Annotated in this window: 18 protein-coding genes and 2 riboswitches; of the genes, 8 read left to right on the plus strand and 10 right to left on the minus strand. The window is 57.1% G+C overall.

Going from position 1 to position 21,896, the window contains the following annotated elements:
* Positions 1–66: 66 nt before the first annotated feature.
* Positions 67–405: a DUF3135 domain-containing protein gene (locus G3M63_RS12250; RefSeq protein WP_150300946.1), complete on the minus strand. Its 339-nt coding sequence runs from the start codon at positions 403–405 to the stop codon at positions 67–69.
* Between the two features lie 265 nt (positions 406–670).
* The gene (locus G3M63_RS12255) at positions 671–1,276 is read right to left on the minus strand and encodes a cell wall hydrolase (RefSeq protein WP_163983300.1); all 606 of its coding nucleotides are present in this window, start codon (positions 1,274–1,276) and stop codon (positions 671–673) included.
* 218 nt (positions 1,277–1,494) lie between these two features.
* Between G3M63_RS12255 and ppnN the strand changes: the two genes are divergently transcribed.
* Positions 1,495–2,865 (plus strand): nucleotide 5'-monophosphate nucleosidase PpnN, encoded by a 1,371-nt coding sequence (ppnN, locus tag G3M63_RS12260; RefSeq protein ID WP_163983301.1) that lies wholly within the window; start codon positions 1,495–1,497, stop codon positions 2,863–2,865.
* A gap of 87 nt (positions 2,866–2,952) precedes the next feature.
* Here ppnN and G3M63_RS12265 read toward each other — a convergent pair whose 3' ends face one another.
* On the minus strand, positions 2,953–4,029 hold the full coding sequence (locus tag G3M63_RS12265; protein ID WP_163983302.1) for an ArsO family NAD(P)H-dependent flavin-containing monooxygenase: 1,077 nt from the start codon (positions 4,027–4,029) through the stop codon (positions 2,953–2,955).
* A gap of 145 nt (positions 4,030–4,174) precedes the next feature.
* On the opposite strand from G3M63_RS12265, the gene G3M63_RS12270 reads away from it, so the two are divergent.
* The 3 genes from G3M63_RS12270 to G3M63_RS12280 all read left to right on the plus strand — a co-directional run bounded on the left by G3M63_RS12270 (position 4,175) and on the right by G3M63_RS12280 (position 6,935).
* Positions 4,175–5,179: an ArsJ-associated glyceraldehyde-3-phosphate dehydrogenase gene (locus tag G3M63_RS12270; protein ID WP_163983303.1), complete on the plus strand. Its 1,005-nt coding sequence runs from the start codon at positions 4,175–4,177 to the stop codon at positions 5,177–5,179.
* Positions 5,180–5,239: 60 nt separating this feature from the next.
* Entirely contained in the window at positions 5,240–6,469 is a 1,230-nt protein-coding gene (gene arsJ, locus G3M63_RS12275; protein ID WP_163983304.1) for an organoarsenical effux MFS transporter ArsJ, read from the plus strand.
* Positions 6,470–6,575: 106 nt separating this feature from the next.
* Entirely contained in the window at positions 6,576–6,935 is a 360-nt protein-coding gene (locus tag G3M63_RS12280) for a DUF2892 domain-containing protein (RefSeq protein WP_150300940.1), read from the plus strand.
* Positions 6,936–7,045: 110 nt separating this feature from the next.
* Here the strand turns inward: G3M63_RS12280 and G3M63_RS12285 are convergent, their stop codons facing one another.
* On the minus strand, positions 7,046–7,339 hold the full coding sequence (locus G3M63_RS12285; RefSeq protein WP_150300939.1) for a hypothetical protein: 294 nt from the start codon (positions 7,337–7,339) through the stop codon (positions 7,046–7,048).
* A gap of 238 nt (positions 7,340–7,577) precedes the next feature.
* Between G3M63_RS12285 and G3M63_RS12290 the strand changes: the two genes are divergently transcribed.
* A complete protein-coding gene (locus G3M63_RS12290; RefSeq protein WP_163983305.1) occupies positions 7,578–8,615 on the plus strand; it encodes a sodium:calcium antiporter in 1,038 nt (345 codons plus the stop codon).
* 68 nt (positions 8,616–8,683) lie between these two features.
* Here G3M63_RS12290 and G3M63_RS12295 read toward each other — a convergent pair whose 3' ends face one another.
* On the minus strand, positions 8,684–10,081 hold the full coding sequence (locus tag G3M63_RS12295) for an alpha/beta hydrolase domain-containing protein (protein WP_218573601.1): 1,398 nt from the start codon (positions 10,079–10,081) through the stop codon (positions 8,684–8,686).
* Positions 10,082–10,754: 673 nt separating this feature from the next.
* Between G3M63_RS12295 and G3M63_RS12300 the strand changes: the two genes are divergently transcribed.
* Entirely contained in the window at positions 10,755–11,852 is a 1,098-nt protein-coding gene (locus tag G3M63_RS12300; RefSeq protein ID WP_163983306.1) for a 3-deoxy-7-phosphoheptulonate synthase, read from the plus strand.
* Positions 11,853–11,981: 129 nt separating this feature from the next.
* Complete coding sequence (locus G3M63_RS12305; RefSeq protein ID WP_306110136.1) at positions 11,982–13,475, plus strand: PepSY domain-containing protein; 1,494 nt, start codon at positions 11,982–11,984, stop codon at positions 13,473–13,475.
* A 60-nt stretch (positions 13,476–13,535) separates the two neighbouring features.
* Here the strand turns inward: G3M63_RS12305 and G3M63_RS12310 are convergent, their stop codons facing one another.
* Together G3M63_RS12310 and G3M63_RS12315 are read right to left on the minus strand one after the other, a co-directional pair.
* Positions 13,536–14,447 carry a dienelactone hydrolase family protein gene (locus G3M63_RS12310; protein ID WP_150300936.1) on the minus strand — a complete coding sequence of 304 codons (912 nt, stop codon included), beginning with the start codon at positions 14,445–14,447 and terminating at the stop codon, positions 13,536–13,538.
* Positions 14,448–15,009: 562 nt separating this feature from the next.
* Positions 15,010–17,028, minus strand: coding sequence for a PAS domain-containing sensor histidine kinase (locus G3M63_RS12315; RefSeq protein ID WP_163983307.1), 2,019 nt, complete (start codon positions 17,026–17,028; stop codon positions 15,010–15,012).
* Between the two features lie 122 nt (positions 17,029–17,150).
* Positions 17,151–17,238, plus strand: a riboswitch (glycine riboswitch).
* A gap of 23 nt (positions 17,239–17,261) precedes the next feature.
* Positions 17,262–17,359: riboswitch (glycine riboswitch) on the plus strand.
* Between the two features lie 22 nt (positions 17,360–17,381).
* Between G3M63_RS12315 and G3M63_RS12320 the strand changes: the two genes are divergently transcribed.
* Complete coding sequence (locus tag G3M63_RS12320; RefSeq protein WP_150300934.1) at positions 17,382–18,002, plus strand: trimeric intracellular cation channel family protein; 621 nt, start codon at positions 17,382–17,384, stop codon at positions 18,000–18,002.
* Between the two features lie 86 nt (positions 18,003–18,088).
* Here the strand turns inward: G3M63_RS12320 and G3M63_RS12325 are convergent, their stop codons facing one another.
* From G3M63_RS12325 to G3M63_RS12335, 3 genes are read right to left on the minus strand one after another with little or no spacing between them, the layout of a single operon-like run.
* A complete protein-coding gene (locus G3M63_RS12325; RefSeq protein WP_178100976.1) occupies positions 18,089–20,230 on the minus strand; it encodes a lipase family protein in 2,142 nt (713 codons plus the stop codon).
* A 6-nt stretch (positions 20,231–20,236) separates the two neighbouring features.
* A complete protein-coding gene (locus G3M63_RS12330; protein WP_163983308.1) occupies positions 20,237–21,064 on the minus strand; it encodes a hypothetical protein in 828 nt (275 codons plus the stop codon).
* Entirely contained in the window at positions 21,061–21,864 is an 804-nt protein-coding gene (locus G3M63_RS12335; RefSeq protein WP_256669804.1) for a DUF4123 domain-containing protein, read from the minus strand. The genes G3M63_RS12330 and G3M63_RS12335 overlap by 4 nt, the downstream gene beginning before the upstream one ends.
* Between the last annotated feature and the right edge of the window lie 32 nt (positions 21,865–21,896).

Genomic DNA, 21,896 nt, shown 5'->3' on the forward strand with positions numbered 1-21,896 from the left:
GCAGTCTACAGGGCGGGCTTTCCTGATGTCCGGCCCGGTCGCCGGACATCAGGTGCTGGAGCAGTCTCAGCGGTCGGGTTTGTTCTTGTGTAGCGGGACAACCTGCGCCAGCCTGGATTCATTGCGGGCCGGCAGTGGACCGAGTATGCCGTCGCGCAATTCGAGGGCCGAATCCATCATCATCTGGGATATCTTGATGCAAGCCTGCAGTGGGTTCTTGGCCTTGCGCCGCTCGGCATCCACACGGAACACGACGCCTAATAAGCGGCGTCGTCGTTCCGCCGGCACGTCGCGCAGAATGTCGTCGGTCATTCGCTGCCTGAGGTTTTCCAGCTCATCAGGGCGCTTTTGCGCCATTTCCATAAGTTCGTCAAAACTGGGTAGTTCGGTGGCGTGTCTGGTCATGAGTGCACCTCTGAAATCTGATCCACGCGCTTACCCCGGTTGCGATTACTCACGGGTCAACCGTGCATTCCTGTGCCCAGAAAGCTTGAGGCGTGACCTGGACAGCTCTGTTCCAGGAACCAGAGTGAGACCTCCCGACCCACAGTGGTGGGCCGGCTGCAGATCACCCGGCCTCTTGTGAAGCATCGCGAGGCGTTAATCGAGTGTTCCTGATTACACAGACCCGATAGTGGCCAGTTAATTCCGTTCTGGTAAATGAGGGGGGCTAATCCGGCCGGTAAAAGAGCAGGTCACCGGCTTCGGCGGTCTTGGTGAAGATATCCGCCCAGCCGGGCGCAACGCGGCGGTCATGGAAATAAAGACCACCTTTTGTGCGGTCCTTCAGCTGACCGTTTAGTGCCTGGCGTGCGACCTCTGTAGCGATCCGGTAGGGCGCTTCCTCCTGCACAGTGTCCGAGCGGCCGTCACACCACCAGGAGAACTGGCAAGAACCCTGTTCGGAGCCTTGTTTGACCACATCGCACACCGTTTTTGGAAAGCTGCTATCGGCGAGCCGGTTCATCACCACGCTGGCTACCGCCTCCATACTGGCTGTCGTTTCGCCTTTTGCTTCCCAATAGATTGAGCGCGCCAGGCAGGTGATGGCGTCATCCAGCGGCGCCTCACCGGCTGGATCGACAGCTCGGGCCTCGGCCTTGGTGATCGCGTCAGCAGAAGCGGCCCGGCTTACGTCGCCTTCATCAACGGTAATTTGCTCGAGCGTCTCCGCCTTGTTTATTGCCGCTTCGGCTCGCTCCGCTCTTTCAGCCGCCAGGGGTTGGCTGATGCACGTCAAAGCCGTCAGGTATATCGCAATCCGTATAAGCCGCATGATCGTACTCCCGAGGAAGAGAGTTTCAGTGTAGTTCGCTGCGCGTTACGCTGAATGCCATGCTCGCAAACTATTCGACCGGTCTACTGTCCTAGATCAGCCCATAATGCTCTGCGACGTTTCGCAAATCAGATCGCGGTTTTCATGTTTCGCTTATGCGACGTCTCAGCGAGGCTGGAGTAAGATTGGGTCATTACCTCATCTGGCCGGAATTCAGAATGCAAAGACAAGTAGTCAACGTTTCAGTAAATCCCCGTGGCAGCCTGGAAACGCTGTCCCAGCTCGAAGTTCAGCAGCTCAGCGAAGTTGGCTCAGGGAAAACCTACCGACTGTTTCGCCAGTGTGCGCTGGCAATCCTCAACACCGGTGCCCAGATCGACAATGCCAAGACGATTCTCGAAGCATATGAAGACTTCGAAGTGCGAATCCGTCAGCAGGACCGGGGCGTGCGGCTTGATCTTATCAATGCGCCGGCTGACGCCTTCGTCGATGGTGAAATGATCGCCAGCACCAAGGAGATGCTATTCAGCGCGTTGAGGGACATCGTATACACCGAGAGCGAACTGGGCAGCCCGCGAATCGATCTGACCAATTCCCAGGGTATTACTGATTACGTTTTCCACCTGCTGCGTAATGCCCGTACCTTGCGCGCCGGCGTCGAGCCGAACATGGTGGTGTGCTGGGGCGGGCATTCGATCAGCACCGAGGAATACAAATATACCAAGAGAGTTGGCCACGAGCTGGGACTGCGCAACCACGACATCTGCACCGGCTGTGGGCCAGGCGTAATGAAGGGACCAATGAAGGGCGCCACCATCGCCCACGCCAAACAGCGGATTCGACATGGCCGTTATCTGGGTCTGACCGAGCCGGGGATTATTGCGGCCGAAGCCCCCAATCCGATCGTCAACGAGCTGGTCATTCTTCCGGATATTGAAAAGCGCCTAGAGGCCTTTGTCCGCGTGGGTCACGGCATCATTATTTTCCCCGGTGGGGTCGGCACTGCAGAAGAGTTTCTGTATCTGCTGGGCATCTTGCTGCATCCGGACAATGACGACGTTCCTTTCCCGGTGATCCTTACCGGGCCAGCCAGTGCCGAGGCCTATCTCCGCCAGGTTCATGCCTTTATCGGCGCTACGCTGGGCGAGGCTGCACAAAGTCGCTATCAGGTGATCATCAATGACCCGGCTCAGGTAGCGCGGGAAATGACCGAAGGGTTGAAGGCTGTCACTGAATTCCGCCGTGCACGCAACGACGCCTTTCACTTCAACTGGTTACTCAAGATCGAAGAGAGCTTTCAGCGGCCCTTTGATCCGACACATCAGAACATGGCAAACCTGCAGCTGAGCCGCGATCTCCCTGCACACGAACTCGCAGCCAACCTGCGTCGGGCTTTCTCGGGGATCGTAGCGGGCAACGTCAAGGCGCGCGGCATCCGGCGTATCGAGGAGCATGGCCCATACGAAATACGCGGTGAATCGGCCATCATGGAACCGCTGGACAAGCTTCTTGAGTCCTTTGTCGAACAACACCGCATGAAGCTGCCCGGAGGGATGCCCTACGAGCCCTGTTATCGGGTAGTCAGTTAAACGCATCAGCCGAATGCCGGGCTGCCAGTATCAGGCAGACAGTGGGATTTCTGCCTGCCTGATTACGCATACTCGTAAACTCATGAGTCACGGGCAATCGGTCGTTTGCGAAATGAACGCCTGGATCTCCGACACAGCGGAGCGGGCGCTACGTATCACCCCGATCAGCGTGGCGGAGGCAGTGCCGGTCCAGTCGCCATATCCGACCAGCCAGAGATTTGGTTGCTTGACTGAACGGTTGCCCTCAACCTGAACCTTGCCGTCAGCCTCGACGATATCCAGCTTGGCGAGGTGATCAAGCGCCGGGCGAAAGCCGGTACACCAGATCACTGCTTCGACGGACGCGCGCCTACCATCTTCCCAGACGATGCCGTGGCGGGTGAACCGCTGAAAGGGCCGCTGCGCCGCCAGAACGCCGCGTTCACGCGCTTCGATTACTGGTTCTACCATCACTATGTCGCCTAACCCGCCGGGTGGCTCCTCTATGATCCGTCCCGCCTGTTGTGCTTTCCATGCGGCAGTGGCGCGATGGAACAATACGCGACCGTCGAAATGGTCAGGCAGAAACGAGGGTGGCTCCAGGGCGATCCATAGCGTGTCACTGTATTGCGATACTTCAGCCAGGATCTGCGCTGCGGAGTTCCCGGCCCCCACGATCATGACCTTCTTGCCGGCAAACGGCTTCGGTGAGCGGTAGCGGGATGAATGCAGCTGCTGTCCGGCGAAATCTGCGGCGCCCGGGTATTGCGGGATAAAAGGCTTGGACCAGGTACCGGTCGCACTGACAACCGCTCGGGTTAGCCAGCTGTCAGCGCCGGCCTGAACCCGCAGACAGTCTCCCTCGCTGGTCACCGAATCGACATGAACGGGTCTTAGTATCGGAAACTGATACCGCTGCTCATAGCGCCTCAAATAATCAATCACGGCGTCGCGAGGCGGGTAGTCATCGGCTGTCTGTGGCATTTGCCAGCCGGCAATGGAGCTCCAGGTGGCCGGAGAAAATAATCGCAGGGAGTCCCAGGCATGTTGCCAGGCCCCACCTGGCCGCGCCTGATCATCCAACAGAACATAATCGAGCCGTGCCCTGCGAAGAAAATAGGCGGTCGCCAGGGCCGATTGGCCTCCGCCAATAACCAGAACGTCCAGCGTCTTATTATGTGTCACCTTATGATTCCCGGGTGTGAGACCTTAGATAGCCTGGATCAGTGTGCCCAAACGCTAAACGAGCAGTAATGCAGCGCTGATTTCTGCAGGTATGCGTAATACCATTGCACGTCATCATGCGACCTCATTAAAACGGGAAATATCTATGACCATCCGCATTGGTATCAATGGATTTGGCCGTATCGGTCGGCTCGCATTACGCGCGGCATTCGATTGGCCTGACGTCGAATTCGTCCAGATCAATGATCCCGCAGGCGATGCACCGACCCACGCGCACCTGCTGAACTTCGATTCGGTTCACGGGCGCTGGCATCGCCAGGCCACTGCAGAGGGTGACGCCATCCTGGTCGACGGGCAGCGGATACGGGTCACGGCTAACCAGCCCATTGCGGAGACGGACTGGTCGGGATGTGATCTGGTTATCGAAGCCAGCGGACGGATGAAAACCGTCGCGCTGCTCGAAGCGTATCTGCAGCGAGGTGTCAGACGCGTGGTCGTCAGTGCGCCGGTGAAAGAGCCGGGCGCGCTGAACATCGTGATGGGCGTAAACGATCATCTGTTTGATCCGGCCGTTCACCGCATCGTCACCGCAGCCTCTTGCACGACCAACTGCCTCGCGCCTGTGGTCAAGGTCATCCATGAGCAGCTGGGGATTCGTCATGGCTCCATTACCACCATTCATGATCTGACCAATACGCAGAGCATTCTCGACCAACCGCACAAGGATCTGCGTCGGGCGCGAGCGTCGGGCATGAGCCTCATTCCGACAACGACCGGGTCGGCCACGGCGATTGCCGAGATCTTCCCGGAGCTCAAGGGCCGCCTGAATGGCCATGCGGTGCGCGTGCCGCTGGCCAATGCATCGCTGACCGACTGCGTGTTCGAAGTTGAGCGGGCCACCACAGCCGATGAAGTAAACGCGCTGTTCCAGATTGCTGCGGCGGACTATCTTGCCGGCATCCTCGGATATGAAGAGCGTCCTCTGGTCTCGATTGATTATCGAACTGACCCACGCTCATGCATCATCGACGCGCTGTCGACCATGGTGGTCAACGGCACTCAAGTGAAGCTTTACGCGTGGTATGACAACGAATGGGGCTATGCAAACCGTACGGTTGAACTGGCTCGGCTGGTGGGCACCGCGAACTGATAGGCGGCGGGTATCGGGTAGCGCCTCGGCAATGGCAGGATCGGTTAGCAGGGAGGTTTGATGAAAACGTTGGCAGGGCTGTCCCCGGAGGTACGCCAGTATCTCGTCGTGACCGGTAATTACTGGGTGTTCACGCTTACCGATGGCGCGCTGCGCATGCTGGTGGTGTTGCATTTCCATGCGCTGGGGTATACGCCGCTGGAGATTGCCTCGCTGTTTTTGTTCTACGAAATATTCGGGGTACTGACCAACCTTATCGGTGGCTATCTGGGCGCGCGGCTCGGCCTGAACCGCACAATGAATGTCGGGCTGGCAATGCAGGTGGTGGCGCTGCTGATGCTCACCGCACCGGTTTCCTGGCTGAGCGTGCCGCTGGTCATGGCCGCTCAGGCGCTGTCCGGAATCGCCAAGGATCTGAACAAGATGTCGGCCAAAAGCTCCATCAAGCTTCTTGTGCCTGCTGATCAGCAGGGCACATTGTATCGATGGGTCGCGTTGCTGACCGGTTCGAAGAACGCCCTCAAGGGCGTCGGGTTCTTCCTTGGCGCGATATTGCTCTCTACCGCAGGGTTTCGCGGTGCGATGTTCGGGATGGCGGGTACGCTGGCGCTGGTGTGGGTTTTCAGTGTGATGATGCTGAAAAAAGATCTGGGCAAGGCCAGCGCCAAACCAAAGTTTCGCGAGCTATTGTCCAAGAGCCGGGCGATCAACCTTCTATCGGCAGCGCGCATGTTTCTGTTCGGCGCCCGCGACATTTGGTTCGTGGTCGCCTTGCCGGTCTACCTGAGTACCGCCTTTGGTTGGGACTTCTGGCGCGTTGGCGGCTTTATGGCGGTATGGATTATCGGTTACGGCATCGTGCAGACCGTTGCGCCAACGCTGACACGGTCACGCAGCGGCAGAGCACCTGATGGCCGCGCTGCACTGCTTTGGGCGACGCTGCTTGCCGGTCTGCCAGCAGCCATCGCAGTGGGGCTGGGCACAGACCTGCCTGAGCCGATTGTGCTGGTGGGTGGCTTGCTGGTTTTCGGTGTGCTGTTCGCTATCAATTCCTCGCTGCACAGCTACCTGATCGTCAGCTACGCCACCGATGATGGCGTATCGCTGGATGTCGGGTTCTACTACATGTCCAATGCGATGGGGCGCTTGATCGGCACCTTGCTCTCGGGTTGGCTGTATCAGGCGTACGGCCTGGAAGCGTGTCTCTGGGCATCCAGCGCCTTCGTACTGATCGCCGCGCTGATTTCCGTTGCGTTGCCCCGTCACCCTGTAGTTGAGCCAGCGCGCTAACGTTGAGGAAGAGACGATTTCGCATGTATTCCATCCGCCGCCCGGAACGGTTGCGCATTAGCAGAGTCATCTATTAACGATGTGCCTTACCAAGGAGATCAGTTAAATGATGAACAAACTGTACGATCCAAACGCACCGCAGAATGTCCAGAGCTGGGAGCGTGCCGCTTCGGTTGCTGGTGGTCTGATGTTGCTGAAAAGAGGTATGCGTACCGGCGGGATAGGTAGCGTTCTTGAGCTTGCCTTGGGCGGCATGGCGCTTTTGCGCGGGGTGACCGGTCAGTGTGAAATGAAGCGCCAGCTGGTCGAAGGGCGTTCCGGTGAACACGAGTCCAAAGAGCGTTACAGTCACATGCCTCTCGATTCCGAGGTGCATAGTCCTGACTTCCAGGACTCTGATACGTCGATGCCTGATACCACACCGATGGGCCACGAAACCCATCCGAAGTCGACCCCGGGTCTATAGGCTCGCTCGGCACAGGCACCGGATTGAATGGTGAGCCGAGAATTGTGAGCATTAACGAACAAAGGGCCAATGGCCCTTTGCTCGTTCTGCGGTAGCAGTTTTTCGCGTCTCTAGCGCTGGTCAGGATTGTCCCGGTTATCAGTTTCGTTTGCTTCGCCGCTGGTGACCGGATCCTCAGCGGGGTAGGTCTTTTTGTAAGGGCTGGTGTGCGTTGTGTCGCCTGTTTCACCAGGTTCAGCGCTGCGGTTATTGGACGTATCGTTCTGCTGGCTGCCCGATTGGCTGCTGGTCGCATTCTGGCCCGTTTTGTGATCGCCATTCTTCTCGTTCGCCAGCACGGCAGGGCCGGCCAGGCTGAATGAAACGAGAAGGGAAGCGGTTAGCAGTGTCTTGAGAGTATGCATAGAGCGTGTCTCCTGGACATGGCCGCGAATCGGTCACCTGTGCGAGGCGGCCTCGGGCCGGTAATTGTCAGATAGCAATATCAAAGTTACGCGAGCAAGGCGTCGTCGCCAATGCCCGCTATGCACGATCAGTAGACTGGAAAACTGCCCAACCCGTTCAATTGTTGACGGGGGCTCCTGACGCAGAAACGGGGAGACAAGGCAGGGAACCCACTTTGCTGCGGAAAAGGAGACACATTTGGATCTCTTCAACCCTTCAACCTGGTCGCTGACCGTAAGCATTCTCGTGTTCTGCTTGTGTGCAGGCGTCATTACGGTGCTGGGTACCTTGATAACACGGGTCGTCGACCAATTGGCGGATCGAACCGGATTGGGCGAAGCCGTGGTGGGCGCAGTGCTGTTGGGGGCAGCCACCTCGTTATCAGGAGCGGTGCTTTCTGTTACCGCCGCCTGGAATGGCAATCCGGAACTGGCGTTGGCCAACGCGCTGGGTGGCATCGCCGTCCAGACACTTTTTCTGGTTGTGGCCGATATGACACACGCCCGGGCCAACCTGGAGCATGCAGCGGCCTCGGCGCCGAACATGTTGCAGAACGCATTGCTCATTACCTTGCTCGGCGTGATATTGCTGTCACCTAACCTACCTGACGTTACCTTCTGGAATATTCATCCGGTTACTCCGACACTGCTGGCGCTGTATGTGTACGGTATCAATCTGGTGAGTAAAGCCCGCAACCATCCCATGTGGCATCCCCAGGTCACCGATGAAACACGTGAAGATACGCCCGACGATGATTCGGCCACGCCATCATTGGCAAAGCTCTGGGTCAGTTTCATATTCCTGATGGGCGGATTAGGGATCGCCGGCTGGTTGCTTGAGCCCGCTGCCACCAACATCGCCCGGCTCACCGGCATCGGCCAGACGACGGTAGGTGTGCTACTAACGGCTATCAGCACTTCCATCCCTGAGCTGGTTACCTCGGTCGCGGCGGTACGACGGGGCGCACTGACATTGGCCGTCGGCGGTATTGTGGGTGGGAATGCATTCGACACGCTATTCACCGCAGCTTCAGATATCGCTTATCGTGGCGGCTCGATTTATCACGTGATGTCCGGACAGATCTACCTGTGGATCTCGCTGACCCTGGTCATGGCGGCGGTGCTGATGATGGGCCTTATCAGACGCCAGGAGCAGGGGCCCGGACGCGTCGGTGTGGAGAGTGTGGCGATTGTCCTGCTGTATCTGCTTGGGGTGGCGATACTGTTGATGAAATAGTTGAGCGTAAAAATAATGATGCAGTCGTTTCGGAGGTAGAGGGCGTCCTTGCCCTGCGGTTCTGATCGTCAATGCTTGCGACGGCCTTTGCCGACGTCTGACTTGGCCGCTTCCCTGATTGTCAGCAATCCATCTGCCGGCAGTACATATCCGTCCGATACATTGCTGCCGGCTGCTTTGGTCACCTTGGCCACGTAAGTACCGTGGTTTCGATAAAGCTCCTTGAGCTGCGCTTCATCAAGCGGCTCATAGCTACCAAACAGGAAGCAAAAGGTCTGTCCTGCGTTATCACCGGTATTGATTGCGGTCGGAACGGCTAGCTGTGATAACTGGATGCCGCCCTGCGCCAGTCCAAGCTCGTTGCGCACTTTGGTGGTTCCCTCGAATTCCAGATAGGGCGCACTGGGCGGCGCTTTTCCGTCAATCCAGTCGACCAGATGATCATGTGCAGCCACTACGACGTGATGCAGGGGGATCCGGCTAAAGGGCTCGGCCACACACTCGTATTCTGGTGGGCCATCTGGAAGGTCCCGCTCCGACAGAGGGGCGCGGTAGGCCTGCCCCTGGTATCCGGAGTGTGCCGCCCCGGCCACTTCCCAGCGACGATACACGTCGCTATCGGGCCGCCGGCCTTCAGGCGTTCTCACGTCCGTTTCCGACAATACGTGGAACACGGGCTCGGTGCCCGCGCGTGAGGGGCCAGTCCCCACAACGAAGTTGTATCCATCGAATACCGGGTTTTCCACCTGAGGCAAGATGTTGTCGTAGTAGATTGTCATCCGCCCAGCTGATTGTGACCCGCCCACTGCCAGTACTTTCTCGACATCCAGCCCGCCCATCGGATCGATATCGGCCGGCTGACGTACTGCTTCCGCTGCCTGGGCGAAGATGTCGTAGGACAGTTCATCGGTGTTGTAGGACCCGCCGCCTGTGACATCCAGTTCGCCGTAGCGGGTTGGACTCCATTCGCGCAGATGGTTGACCCCGACGCGCTGCGCTGACACGCCCACCCAGGCGAAGCCGGCGCGCATCAGCTGTTCACCATGCCAGAGTGCATCGAGGTCATAACCGGCCGTTACATTCTGCCATTCCATGACGACCGTGCCATTGAACTTGCGCGGTGATTTTGGTCGTCGTACCACGATGCGCGTGCGATAGGGGACATCCTCGGCGAGCTGTTCGCCTTCAACGCTATATCCGGTCGCGGTGCCAGATAGATAAAACTCTTCTTCCACATAGCCGCGTCGGGCCAGCGCATCCCGGGTAGCGAAGAACGGATAGGTATTCTCGACTTCCGCTGCGAGCGGATCGCCGGGAGGTGAGCCCGGTATAGGGCCGTCAACCGCTGGCGCCGCGAGCAGGCTGGCCGACCAGGACAAGCCCAGCGCCAGACCGGCCAGCAGGGGGAATGAAATCCGGGCGGACTGCGTCCCGTCATGCGGTGAAGCGATTCTTTCTCGAATCATGGGGAGCTCCAATATTCTTCTTGTGAGACGTTCCGGACGTATGTCCAATACTGGTACTAGTTATACGTTCCGTCCGTGTCAAGTGCAGGGCTCAAGATTGCCTGTTCCAGGCCCGATCTGCTGTGTGCTGGTTGGGGAAACTCTGCAAAGCATTTCTCGCCGGATTACCCGGCGAGAAATGCCTGGTGGATCAAGCATGGGATCCCCGAACACGAAATGAATTACCTGGCGGCGGTTGCTTCCCTAAAGGTTGATCGGCTAAAGTCTGGTCAACTCAATGGAGATTCCCATGTCTTTGCTGCAACGCGAAAACCTCAAAGCTCCTGCCTGCGCCCTTTGCGCAGCCTTGGCGCGTGGGTGTTCGGTTGCAGCGGGCAAATATTTTTATTTCGGATATTGGTTTAGCCTCTGGCGCGCCTGATACCCCCAGGCGGCCAGATTTAACGGGTCGCCACCAGAGAAATCCTGAAACCCCGGTCGGCAACCCGACCGGGGTTTTTTATTTTTATTTACACGTGAAGAGGATATGACTATGTACAACAACCGCAGCAATGTTCTGTTTTGCTATCGCAACTGGCGATTTACCAGCGCTCTGCGCGCACCAGCACCATGCCTAGAACGAACACTACGATAGCGCCGCAGCGGCTTTGCCGCCCGGCTAAGGAAAGCATTCATGAACGCCAATGTTTCAGCCCTGACTCCCAGTGACCTGACCGCAGCAACGCCGACTTCGCCAGTCCTCCAGCGGCGCACTGCCGAACCGCTTCCCACGCCCGCTCAGTTGCGCGGCCGCTTGCCGCTTTCATCTGAACTGGGCGCTTCAATCCAGCAGCATCGCAGCCAAATCCGCTCTGTGCTGAATGGGGAAGACAATCGCTTGCTGGTGGTTGTTGGGCCTTGCTCGCTGCACGACCCGGACGCCGCCATCGAATATGCCCAGCGTCTGGCTGAGCTGGCTGATCAGGTAAGCGACCAGCTGCTGCTGGTAATGCGCGCCTATGTCGAAAAGCCGCGGACGACCATTGGTTGGAAAGGGCTGTTATATGATCCGCGTCTGGATGGCACCGGCGACATGACCGAAGGGCTGGCGCTGTCGCGTCGGCTGATGTTGTCTATCGCAGAGTCAGGTTTGCCAATCGCAACTGAACTGCTGCAGCCGATGGTAGCCGGCTACCTTGATGATCTGCTTGGCTGGGCCGCAATCGGTGCGCGCACCAGCGAGTCACAGATACACCGGGAGATGGTCAGTGGGCTTGATCTGCCGGTGGGCTTCAAGAACGGCACGGACGGCAGCCTGGGTATTGCCTGCGACGCGATGCGTTCGGCTGAGCACCCGCACCGGCATTTTGGAATCAATGATCAAGGGCAGCCGGCGTTGATCCAGACCCAGGGCAATCCTGATACGCATCTGGTGCTTCGTGGCGGTCATGCGGGGCCTAATTACCATCCTGATGCGATAGCGGCAGCGCGTACAGCGTTGGCTCGCCAGGGCATCGACGCCGGCCTGGTTGTCGACTGTAGTCATGCCAACAGTGGCAAGGACCCGCTGCGCCAGCCTGCTGTGCTCGAATCGGTTGTCGACCAGCGCCGGGCTGGCGAGCAATCATTGCGTGGTGTGATGCTCGAAAGCCACTTGTTTGATGGCTGCCAGCAGCTGTCGTCTCGCCTGGAGTATGGCGTATCGATTACTGATGGCTGTCTGGGCTGGAGCAAGACCGAAACGGCTCTGATGCAAGCCGCGGACCGATTGCGTGAGACACCAACGCCTTGACATCAGGCTCCAGCAATCTCCTGACAAAGCGGCGATAGCGTTCTACACTCGGAGCCGGTTACGGCTCGACGTAATCATGAGTCGAATGTTGTATCGCCGTCGCGCTGCTGTTGGCACTCGCGGTGCTGGGTGTCGATTCCCTTCATCCTGTGTTGCGTGTGGCGCGATGCAGCTCAATATTTGCGTGATAAAGGCCGTTCAGCCATGCCCAGCGTGTCCCGCGTTGAAGTCCCTGATATCGATACCCCGCGTGCTGCCGACTCCGGTAGATTGATATTCGCGCTGATTGCCCGTTTGCATTTTTTGGCAGGACTCCTTGTAGGCCCTTTTATCCTTGTCGCAGCACTGAGTGGCCTGTTCTACGCCCTAACGCCCCAACTCGAGAACTGGATCTACTCAGAACAGTTGTTTACCGAGAGTCAGGGGCCGGCAGTTCCATTGAAGCTTCAGATCGAGGCCGCTGAGAATCATCTCGGCGAGTCCGACGTCAGGCTTGCGGCAGTGCGGCCTGCACCCGAGCCCGGAGATACTACCCGGGTGATGTTCGCAGGCGAAGGGCTCAAGGCATTCGAACATCTCGCGGTGTTCATAGATCCTGTTACGGCAGAGCCGAGAGGAGACCTCAGGGTTTACGGCACCACCGGGGTACTTCCGCTGCGCAACTGGATAGGCGATATGCACAGACGGCTTTTTCTTGGTGAATGGGGCCGGGTCTACAGCGAGTTGGCAGCTTCATGGTTATGGCTGATTGCACTGGGCGGATTGACGATATGGCTGGTCCGTAAAAGACAGTCGAGACCAGTCGAAGCGGGGCCGGCGCCCGGCCCGAGGCGGTGGCACGGGCTGTTGGGTGTCATCCTTCTGATAGCCTTGTTGTTTTTTTCCGCCACGGGCCTGACCTGGTCAAAATGGGCGGGCGGCAATATTGGCGTCGCGCGTGCTGCGTTCGGGATGTCCACGCCAGGTCTTTCCACACGTCTCGCGGGGGAGGACAGCACCGCCGATATACATGCGCATCATCTGCAGGAAACAGTGGGAACCGAAGCAGCCGTCGATTACTCATTGATTGACGCGATATTAACGTCGGCCCGGGCAGCTGGCATTGATGCAACCAAGCTGGAAATCACGCCGGCGAAGGCTCCGGACCAAGCCTGGAGTGTCGTGGAGATCGATCGAGGCTGGCCCACGCAAGTGGATGCCGTTGCCATCGACCCGCACAGCATGACAGTTACTGACGAAATCGAATTTGCAAACTTCCCGGTCGCCGGCAAACTTACGCGTTGGGGGATCGACGCTCACATGGGGACGCTGTTTGGTCTGGCTAATCAGATCATTCTTATTGTGTCTGCATTAGGCGTGGTAACGATGGTTGCGCTGGGATATATCATTTGGTGGCGCCGCCGGCCGTTACCAAACAGTGGGCGGGGAGGGGTGATACAGGCCTGGGTTCGGTTATCATCCAGAGGAAAAGCGGGTGCAGTACTTGTTGCAGTATTGCTGGGATTGTCACTCCCGGTCTTCGGGGCGAGTTTACTGTTGCTGCTGGTGATCGATATGGCAACCGAAAAGTTTTCGAGATTAAAAAGCCGGGAAGACTTTGTTTCAGGCCAAACAAAAGGTTAGTGCCTGAATAAAAAACCCTGAAGCCATATCAGCTCCAGGGTCTACTCTACAAGGTGGTGCTTAGCTACAGTTGCCACGGTATTCGGATATGTCACGATCCGATTCGTGGCGGGGTCCGCAGATAAACTGCTGGTAACGCTGATCCTTGTCCAGATGGACTTTCATCCAGGAGACACCCAGGCGACTCAACACATCGTCATTCAAACCGCCGCCATTACCGCAATAATGGGTGCCGTTATTGATTTCGACAAAGGCCTTTGGTGTGCTGGCCGGTATCTGGTTGTAGAACCGCGATGCGTGACTGCTGACCGGCGCAATGAGATCTGACTCGCAAGCGAATATCAGAGCGGGCGTATTCACGCTGCGGAAGCTGGTGGTATCCCACGGCGCCAACGGAATAACCGCATCCAGGCGACCTTCAGCGGCTACGCGCAGACTGCCGCCGCCACCCATGGACCAGCCCACGACGCCCAGACGCTCAGGGTCGATCATGCCTGACACAGCGCTGCTGCGAGAGTTGTTCTGATCGATCATGTAATCCAGTGCAGCGTTGATCTGGCGAGCGCGGCTCGGTGGCTGATCGAATCCGGAATTGGTATCAATGGTCATGACCACGAAGCCATGGGAGGCCAGTTTAGGGCCCCACCATTCGATCGAAGACTCAGCTGAAACGAACCCGGGAATGACAACGATAGCTGCCATGGTGCCGGTGGTATTGGTGGGGTAGTGAATCGTGCCGCCACCGAAACCGCTGGTAAAGCTCGAAACACTTTCGGTCCTTACCGAGAAGGGACCGTTTCGAGCTTCGAGCATTGAGACGCTTGGATCCGGTCCCCGCTGATAGCCACCGTCAGGAGTTCCTGGATCGGTCGGTGGTGGGACTGGGTTAGCTGCCATAGCGGAAGCAGAAAGGAACAATGCGCCTGCAGCGAGCAGGGAAAGTGCCGATTTCGGCGATTTCTTGTTATTCATTGTAACTCCATTGAGTTGTTCGATTATCAAAACGTATTACGGTTCCATGATGGCCAGGACATCGAACTACCGCCGGCCGGAATCAGAGTCTTAACTTTGTATTTGCACACGTCAACGGTTGAGAGGAAAGTCCACCCGTATGGGGTATAAGTTCTGGACAGAGCTGAGATGGCTGTCTTTTGAAGTTTATTTGTACGCGATATGGTGGGCTTGATAAATGGTGAAAGTTTGAAGCAGGTCTGATGTATGTGCCGCTGAATCAATAAATTAACCCATTGGGGTGATTTTATAGATGCGAATGAAATGCTTGGTTATCGATCTGGGGTGGCGATCCCGGACAGCGGTATAAGCGCCAACAGGTCTGTCAAAAGATAGTGCTCATATGATGTCATTTTGTACTATGAGCTAATCGGAGCTGGTCCCTGCAGGTCATCAAGTATTCGCTCTCCTAGGTGTTGCGGTCCAGGTTTTGGTAATGCCGATTTTTCTTTAAGGTTTCGCATGGGGACAAGACATGCCAGATTGACGGCATGCCTCAGACGGAGGGTGGATGAGTGAACAACTAGTCCTCTTCAGTCAACAAACTGTGCACACGCTCAGTCATATCAACCATCGCGAATGGCTTGGTCAACAGCGCGGTGCTGCGTAAACTTGCTGCTGCTTCAAGCTGTGGGTCAGCGGCAAAACCGGTGATGAACAAAACTTTCAAACCAGGAAGTTTCGAGCGGAATGTTTCCGCCAGTGCTCTGCCATTAACAGCACCCGGCAGGCCTATATCCGTAATCAACAGGTCTATTGCTTCGTCCTGTGCAAGTAACTGGTAGGCTGATTCGCTGTCTTCGGCCTCCCTGACTCGATAACCCTGCTCGCGTAACCCCTCGCTGACGAGTACGCGAACCGGCGCTTCGTCGTCCACCACCAGAATGTTCTCCCCATTGGCTTCTGGCAGAGCATGTTGAACCTGCTTTCTGGCCTCAGGCGTCGGACCAGTATCGCTGGGGAAGAACATACTGACCGTGGTGCCCAGCCCAGGCTCGCTTTGGATATGGGTAGATCCGCCGGATTGTTGAGTAAAGCCATATACCATGGACAGACCCAGGCCCGTGCCGTCGCCAATACTCTTGGTGGTATAAAAAGGGTCGAAGGCGTGGGCGGCCACATTGGCATCCATTCCTTCGCCGGTGTCAGTGACCGAGATGCATACGTACTCGCCGGCTTGCAGCGACAGTTCGTCAGCGAGCCGCTGATCGAATCGACAATGGCGGGTGTTGATCGTGAGGGTGCCGCCGTCTGGCATGGCGTCACGCGAATTGATCGCCAGATTGAGAAGCGCGTTTTCCAGCTGCTGGGGGTCGCACATGACAAAGCCGCCTGCCGCGAAATTGCAACTGATGCGAATATGTGGGCCCACAGTGCGACGAATCAACTCCTCGAGCTCAGCGATGACCTGTTTTGGTGAGATCGAACGGGGGGCAAGTGATTGCTGTCGAGAGAAGGCGAGTAACCGATGGGTGAGGGCTGCAGCCCGCTTGACTGAGGTTAACGCCATGCTGCTGTAACGCTCCAGATGCTCTGTCCTGCCCGATGCCATACGTTGTTGCATGATTTCCAGGCTGGCGCTGATTCCTGCTAACAGGTTGTTGAAATCGTGCGCGATGCCGCCAGTCAACTGTCCTATCGCCTTGAGCTTCTCGCTTTGAACGAGCTTTTCCTCGGCCTGCTTGCGCTCGCTGACTTCGACGGATAGTTCATCCAGAGCCGACTGCAGCTCGCTGGTACGCTCTACAACGCGGGCTTCCAGCAAGTCTCGACTCTGGGCAAGCGCTTCGCGACTGCATACCTGGTCATCGATATCAGTAAAGGTGCCCACCCATTCCAGCAACTCGCCGCTAGTCGAGTGGACAGGCGTAGCACAGCCCTGAAACCAGCGATAAGTACCTGATTCTGCGTTGCGTATCCGGCAATCGAACTCGGCCCGTTGGGCGTTGGGGCAGGGGTGCCAGCCAGCGATCACGCGCGCATAATCATCGGGGTGCACCGCAGCCAGCCAGCCCTTGCCCTTGCTTTGTTTGCTGGATAGGCCAGTGTGTTTGGTCCACTGCTCACTGGTCCACACCCAGTCGGTGGTATGCGCTGAGCGCCAGACCAGCTGTGGAATCGTGTTGATAAGCGAGCGCAGGCGTTGTTCGCTTCGCTCGAGCGCCTGTTCGGCTAACTTGCGATCGGTAATATCGATGGTGAATTCGAACGCGATATCGTCGTCGAGCATTTTCGCGACAAACAAAGCCCACCAGCGCGAGCCGTCACGGCGGATATATTCTTTCTCGTATGGCGTGGTCTCGCCACAGCTTCTCAGTTCAGCAAATGCCTTTTCCGATGCTTCAATCCACTCTGGCGGGGTGAGCTTCTGCCAGGTCAGCTGGCCCGACTGCAATTCATCACGGCTATATTGCGTTGCAGCGAGGAAAGCATCGTTAGCGCCCACTAGCCGGCCCGTCATATCCAGATAAATGACGCCGATGGCCTGGATCTCCAGGGCTTGCGCCAGACGCTGATTACTTATGCTGACGGTTGAATTCATTACCTGTCCTGTTGGGTGACCGCTATCGCAAATGACACCGGTATCGACGGTTGGTGCTGGCTGAGATCTTCCAAGGCGCGGGGTTTTAGCGACCATATGAATGCGCTCGGCTTTCTGTATAATCGCGGCTCGCAGGAGAGAGAGGCTTCGAGTCTCCGCCGAAGGCGCAAACTCCCATAATCGCTCAGGCAGACGTACTGCGAATCTTACCGGAGACAAACGAAAACGTCTCCGTAACGCCAGCTGGAGAGAGGTTGCTTAGACAACCCACCGAAGGGGCAAGCAGTCTATGACTGTGTAACTCTCAGGTACAACGGACAGGGGGAGAGGCGACACAGCTGCAGGAGTACTGTGTGCTTATCTACGTCTATCTGATAGCTATCACCGCTGAAGCCATGTCCGGCGCCCTGGCCGCAGGCCGGCGTAATATGGACATGTTTGGCGTGGCCTTCATCGCCTTTATTACCGCGCTGGGCGGAGGCACCGTCCGCGACATGCTGTTGGGGAACTACCCTGTTACCTGGACCCAGCATCCAATGTATATCTACCTGACCATTTCTGCCGGCCTGCTGACCATGGTCATTGCCCGCTTCATGCACCATCTCCATTCGCTGTTTCTGGTGCTGGATGCCATGGGCCTGATTGCCTTCACCGTCATTGGCTGCAACGTCGCGCTCAGGCTCGGCTATCCGACACCCGTAGTGATCATGGCCGGTATCACGACTGGTATATTCGGCGGCATCCTGCGGGATCTGCTGTGTAATCGCACGCCGATGGTACTGCGCAAGGAGCTGTATGCCAGCGTTTCCTTGCTCGTAGCGTTGCTGTATCTCGGACTGATGCGGTTGGGCGTAAACGAAGACATCAACCTGCTCGCCTCTTTCAGCGTAGGGTTGGCGTTACGGCTAAGCGCCATTCGCTGGTCGTTGGCGCTGCCGGTGTTCACCTATGCTCCGGGGCGTTGGGGCGAGTAATCCTGCGCAGCATGTAAAACGCCTCGCTGATCGGAATATCAGCGAGGCGCACCGGGTGCCGCGATTTAGCGATAACGCAGGCTACCTCAAGCGAATGCTTCTTCCGTTCGGGCCAGCTCCACGGCCAGCTGCTCTGCCTGTTTTACATCGGCCAACTGGCGCCACTCGCTGAGCAATCGGGGTAGTGCTTCGTGGTTCGCCCGATCCCCGAAAACGCAGCGCGGTGTTACCGGCTGCTGGGCCTGCTGTAACAGCCGTTCCTGAGCGCGCGACAACCCGGCCAGTTGTTCCATTTGTTCGTCTCGGGCCCTCTCTACGCCACCGTGATAGGCCTGAACTCGCTCAGTTTTTGACATATTGTAGAACCGCGTGTCGTGGCGGGCGCGGACCTGTTTCTCAAACGCCTGGAAGCTACCGGCTTCCCAGTTGCTCAAATATTCTTCCAGCCCGCGCAGTTGCGGCTGTAACGCCTGCAGCTCCTCCTCGGTGAAAAGTGCGCCATTGCGGCTGAGGCTGGCATTCCAGCGCAGCAGGTTGGCAAGCGCCGCTCGGGCGTAGCCGGTATTCGAGGAATGATGACCGACGCCAGCCATCTGGAGCAGAAGGTTGCCACGTTTTACTTCATCCCGCTCAAGATCCAGCTTGGCGGCAAGCTCTGCGCCGGCCATATGTTCGATTGCTTCACCCGGCTGCCACAAGACTGATGCTTCGCTACCGCCGCCTCTCTTGCGGGGCATGAAATGTCTCTGCTCGCCATGATGACCATAATCATGCCCTTTCAGATTAAGCAGGCCGCCCAGCAGCAGGGCAACGCCCGCGTATGGCGCTCCGATCGAAGCCAGCAGTGAGACCGTGCCGGGCAGGGCCAGCTTCCATTCGGCATCCATCCAGGTAAAGGGCACGCTGGGGATAGGATCGTTGTGGTTGATCAGACGATGGTGAACCAGGTCTCTTGCACTTTCAACAAAGGCGGTAGTGCCGGCGCGTGGGGCACCGTAGGTGTAGAGAATTACCTTCGGAGCGGCGGGTAGTGTTTTAAGCCATTGAGCCACGAGCAGGGCGATTGCCCCGCCGAGACTATGGCCGCTGATCAAGATTGTCTGGCCCCTGGTATAAAAATCTTCCAGATAGGGTTCGAGAAATTTTTGAACTGCCAAGAAGCCGCCGTAGAAGCCGCGATGGACCTGGCCTTCCATACCGTCAGCAGATATCTGCCGCGCATCGAAATCTCTCAGCCAGTCGCGAAATCCCACAGTACCTCGGATTGACACCAGAATCGTTTGGTCATTGTGGGTGACAAATGCCTGTGTTTCGGTGTCTTTATCGTGAAGAAAGTGCACGCTTTCCGGAGTGCTCCCTTCCTGTTGCTGCGGATATCGCGCCGGATCGTAGGGCACCACCTCAAGGCGCTTGGAGTAAGGTACTTCTTCACAAAGCAGGTGATAGCTCGCGGTATCGAACTGCGTAGGCTTTTCCAATCGGGCCAATTGTTCGCGTAATACATGGCCGATACTGCCTGCGGCATCATATGGCGGCGGGCTGGGTTTATAGGACTCCACAAAGCCTGGTTTGGCGCCGAATGGCGCGTATGACAACACGCTCATTACAGCCAGGTGATAGGCGTTCAACGCACTAAACTCCGGCGCCAAAGAAAACAGCGGGCTGTAAGCGCGTAATGCTTTGATCTCGAATACGTGGTGCTGGTTTGGCTCTAGAGCTACACCTTCCATCTCGCCTGCTGCAGATTTCAATGCTGCGCTGGGGCGCGGTCCCCATTTCGTATCGGGGGCCGGCAGATGCTTGTTGGCTGATACAAAATCGCTGACTTCAACGCGGAAGAATCGGGCGTTTTCTTCTGCGGCGCGTTGTTCCGCTAGCCAGGTCGATCCGTCAGCTTTGACGGGGCCGGTGGGTGATTGTTCTGCTAATACCTGAAGCGCAGTTATCGGAAGAGGGTAGGCTTTACGGTCGATAAGAGTTTCGTACCAGTCCTCTCCGCCGCCATATGTTTCAGAGATGCTCAGCAGGGCGGGTCCTGCGTATATGCCATCAACTCGCGCAAAACCGTCCTCGTCCAGCTTGCCGGGATATTCTGTGCCGAGTGCATCATATAGCTTGAAACGAAGCCCGCTGTAGGGTTGTCCGTCCCCAGATTCATTTACCAGGCGAAAGCTCACCCATTGCTTACGCTTGGGACACTCCAATTGCTCGAATCTGATAATAGCCATCCGTGGTTACTCCTTGCAGGCCGGGTAAACAGTGCATTTTTGCTCACCCATCTTAAAAGGCTTGAAAACAGGTGGGGATTGGCATCTGCCGGACTGTTCTGTCCCAGTGCAAGGCTTCCAGCCCGCCTCGGTTTGTATCCATCTGCGGTGCATAGATGGCTCTTCTTTGGGATTCACACGAAGATTCAGGACCACTGTCTTTCCAGCCAGCTCATCGCGCCCCAGCGTGGTGCCGATAGAACGACGCTTAACGAAGTCCGGGTCCAGTTTCCACGACTCGTCAGTTTCCGAGCAGCTAAGGACCTTGCTGAGCTCCAGCCGGAGTTTGCTTATTTGGAATAGCCAAGTGCAAATCCCTCGGAGTGTCTGTGTTCCATTGGAAGCAAACTCCGGTGCGCCCGCTGGACGCGTATCAGCGATACCAATCCCCCCGGTGGATCGGTGATGCTGCCAGCTCGCCTCACCGTAACGACCGCGTATTAGAAGCCCGACTCCGCCCAACTCCATATCACAAAGCCCAATGTGATAAGTCAGCGGGATATCAAAACTGAAAGAGGACGGTTCATCCTGAAATTCGGTACGGTATTGCGTGCGTGTATCCCGGGTTACGTTATGCCCCAGCCCCATGTTGTACACTTGGCAGCGCTCTGGATTAAGTGGGTTGAACTGGGCAGTGGCCTGGATCAGAAAGTTCGCGGGTAACTTGCCGGCAAGCGTGAAGCTTTCGCGGCCTTCGCGCTCGGTTAAAGATAAGGCGCTTTCCTTGACCATTGAGCCTGTTGCGTTGCAGGCGGTGAGCAACACGAGGGGTAGCAGTAATAAAAGTTTTTTCATGCCTGGCTCCGGGTTTGCCTGGCGATGTCCCGCTGACAGCGCTGGTAATGTTTTTCAGGGGGCTCTTCATTCCTCGCCGACCAGAACGGAGCATTGGCAAGCTTGGGATCTAGCTGATGGTGAAGCAAAAACTTGATCTGTTCAGATTCTTCCCATCTCCATTGTTCAGCCTTATCCAATTGTCGGTCCAACCACGGCAGCAGTGGCTCGGTGGATGCCAGCCGCGTCGTCGCCACTGGATGCTGCTCCCATAACCACTGTTGCAGATTTTTGCGCCGGATACCCCTGAGCACCTCGGCTGGTTCAGGCACATCCAGCCATGGACGATCTAAAGGGGAGATGTACTGCGCGGGGGCGCTGTTGTTGGTCGCCTGCCAAGTCTCGCCATGCCAGCAAAGTATGGCGCAGGCGGGGCCAAGTAATAAGGGCAGTTGATCCGCTGTTAGCGAAGCGAGATGGTGAGCGATCACCCGATTGTCCTGAAAACGATAGAGTGCTGTCGTTCCCTGCTCTTTAATAACCATCCGCTCGCGCCAGTGCGCTGCAAACGTCGAAAGCTTCAACTCTGTCGCGCTGGCCAGCCAGCCCCAGTTGCGCTGTGGTGTTTCAAGGAAGCCCGCTATGGCTTCAGCTTGCCCCGCCGGCAGCTTTACAAGCCAGGGGCCGATTTCGGCCATCTCATCCCATTCAGTACCCTGATAGAGATTGATGTACTCATCCATAACCCCCGCTGCAAACAGCATTGGAATCGGGTCTGGTTCGGCAAGACGGTCTATCACCATGAACAGATCCCGATCCATTCGGTGCTGTTCAGTGATCCAGATCTTGGCTG

Source organism: Pseudomonas sp. OIL-1 (assembly GCF_010669185.1).
Lineage (GTDB): Bacteria > Pseudomonadota > Gammaproteobacteria > Pseudomonadales > Pseudomonadaceae > Halopseudomonas > Halopseudomonas profundi.

Excerpts from the sequence above, each read along its gene's own strand:
- G3M63_RS12250 (WP_150300946.1), bottom strand. The coding sequence starts at position 405 with ATGACCAGACACGCCACCGAACTACCCAGTTTTGACGAACTTATGGAA.
- G3M63_RS12255 (WP_163983300.1), bottom strand. The coding sequence starts at position 1,276 with ATGCGGCTTATACGGATTGCGATATACCTGACGGCTTTGACGTGCATC.
- ppnN (WP_163983301.1), top strand. The coding sequence starts at position 1,495 with ATGCAAAGACAAGTAGTCAACGTTTCAGTAAATCCCCGTGGCAGCCTG.
- G3M63_RS12270 (WP_163983303.1), top strand. The coding sequence starts at position 4,175 with ATGACCATCCGCATTGGTATCAATGGATTTGGCCGTATCGGTCGGCTC.
- arsJ (WP_163983304.1), top strand. The coding sequence starts at position 5,240 with ATGAAAACGTTGGCAGGGCTGTCCCCGGAGGTACGCCAGTATCTCGTC.
- G3M63_RS12280 (WP_150300940.1), top strand. The coding sequence starts at position 6,576 with ATGATGAACAAACTGTACGATCCAAACGCACCGCAGAATGTCCAGAGC.
- G3M63_RS12285 (WP_150300939.1), bottom strand. The coding sequence starts at position 7,339 with ATGCATACTCTCAAGACACTGCTAACCGCTTCCCTTCTCGTTTCATTC.
- G3M63_RS12295 (WP_218573601.1), bottom strand. The coding sequence starts at position 10,081 with ATGATTCGAGAAAGAATCGCTTCACCGCATGACGGGACGCAGTCCGCC.
- G3M63_RS12300 (WP_163983306.1), top strand. The coding sequence starts at position 10,755 with ATGAACGCCAATGTTTCAGCCCTGACTCCCAGTGACCTGACCGCAGCA.
- G3M63_RS12310 (WP_150300936.1), bottom strand. The coding sequence starts at position 14,447 with ATGAATAACAAGAAATCGCCGAAATCGGCACTTTCCCTGCTCGCTGCA.
- G3M63_RS12315 (WP_163983307.1), bottom strand. The coding sequence starts at position 17,028 with ATGAATTCAACCGTCAGCATAAGTAATCAGCGTCTGGCGCAAGCCCTG.
- G3M63_RS12325 (WP_178100976.1), bottom strand. The coding sequence starts at position 20,230 with ATGGCTATTATCAGATTCGAGCAATTGGAGTGTCCCAAGCGTAAGCAA.
- G3M63_RS12330 (WP_163983308.1), bottom strand. The coding sequence starts at position 21,064 with ATGAAAAAACTTTTATTACTGCTACCCCTCGTGTTGCTCACCGCCTGC.
- G3M63_RS12335 (WP_256669804.1), bottom strand. The coding sequence starts at position 21,864 with ATGGATCGGGATCTGTTCATGGTGATAGACCGTCTTGCCGAACCAGAC.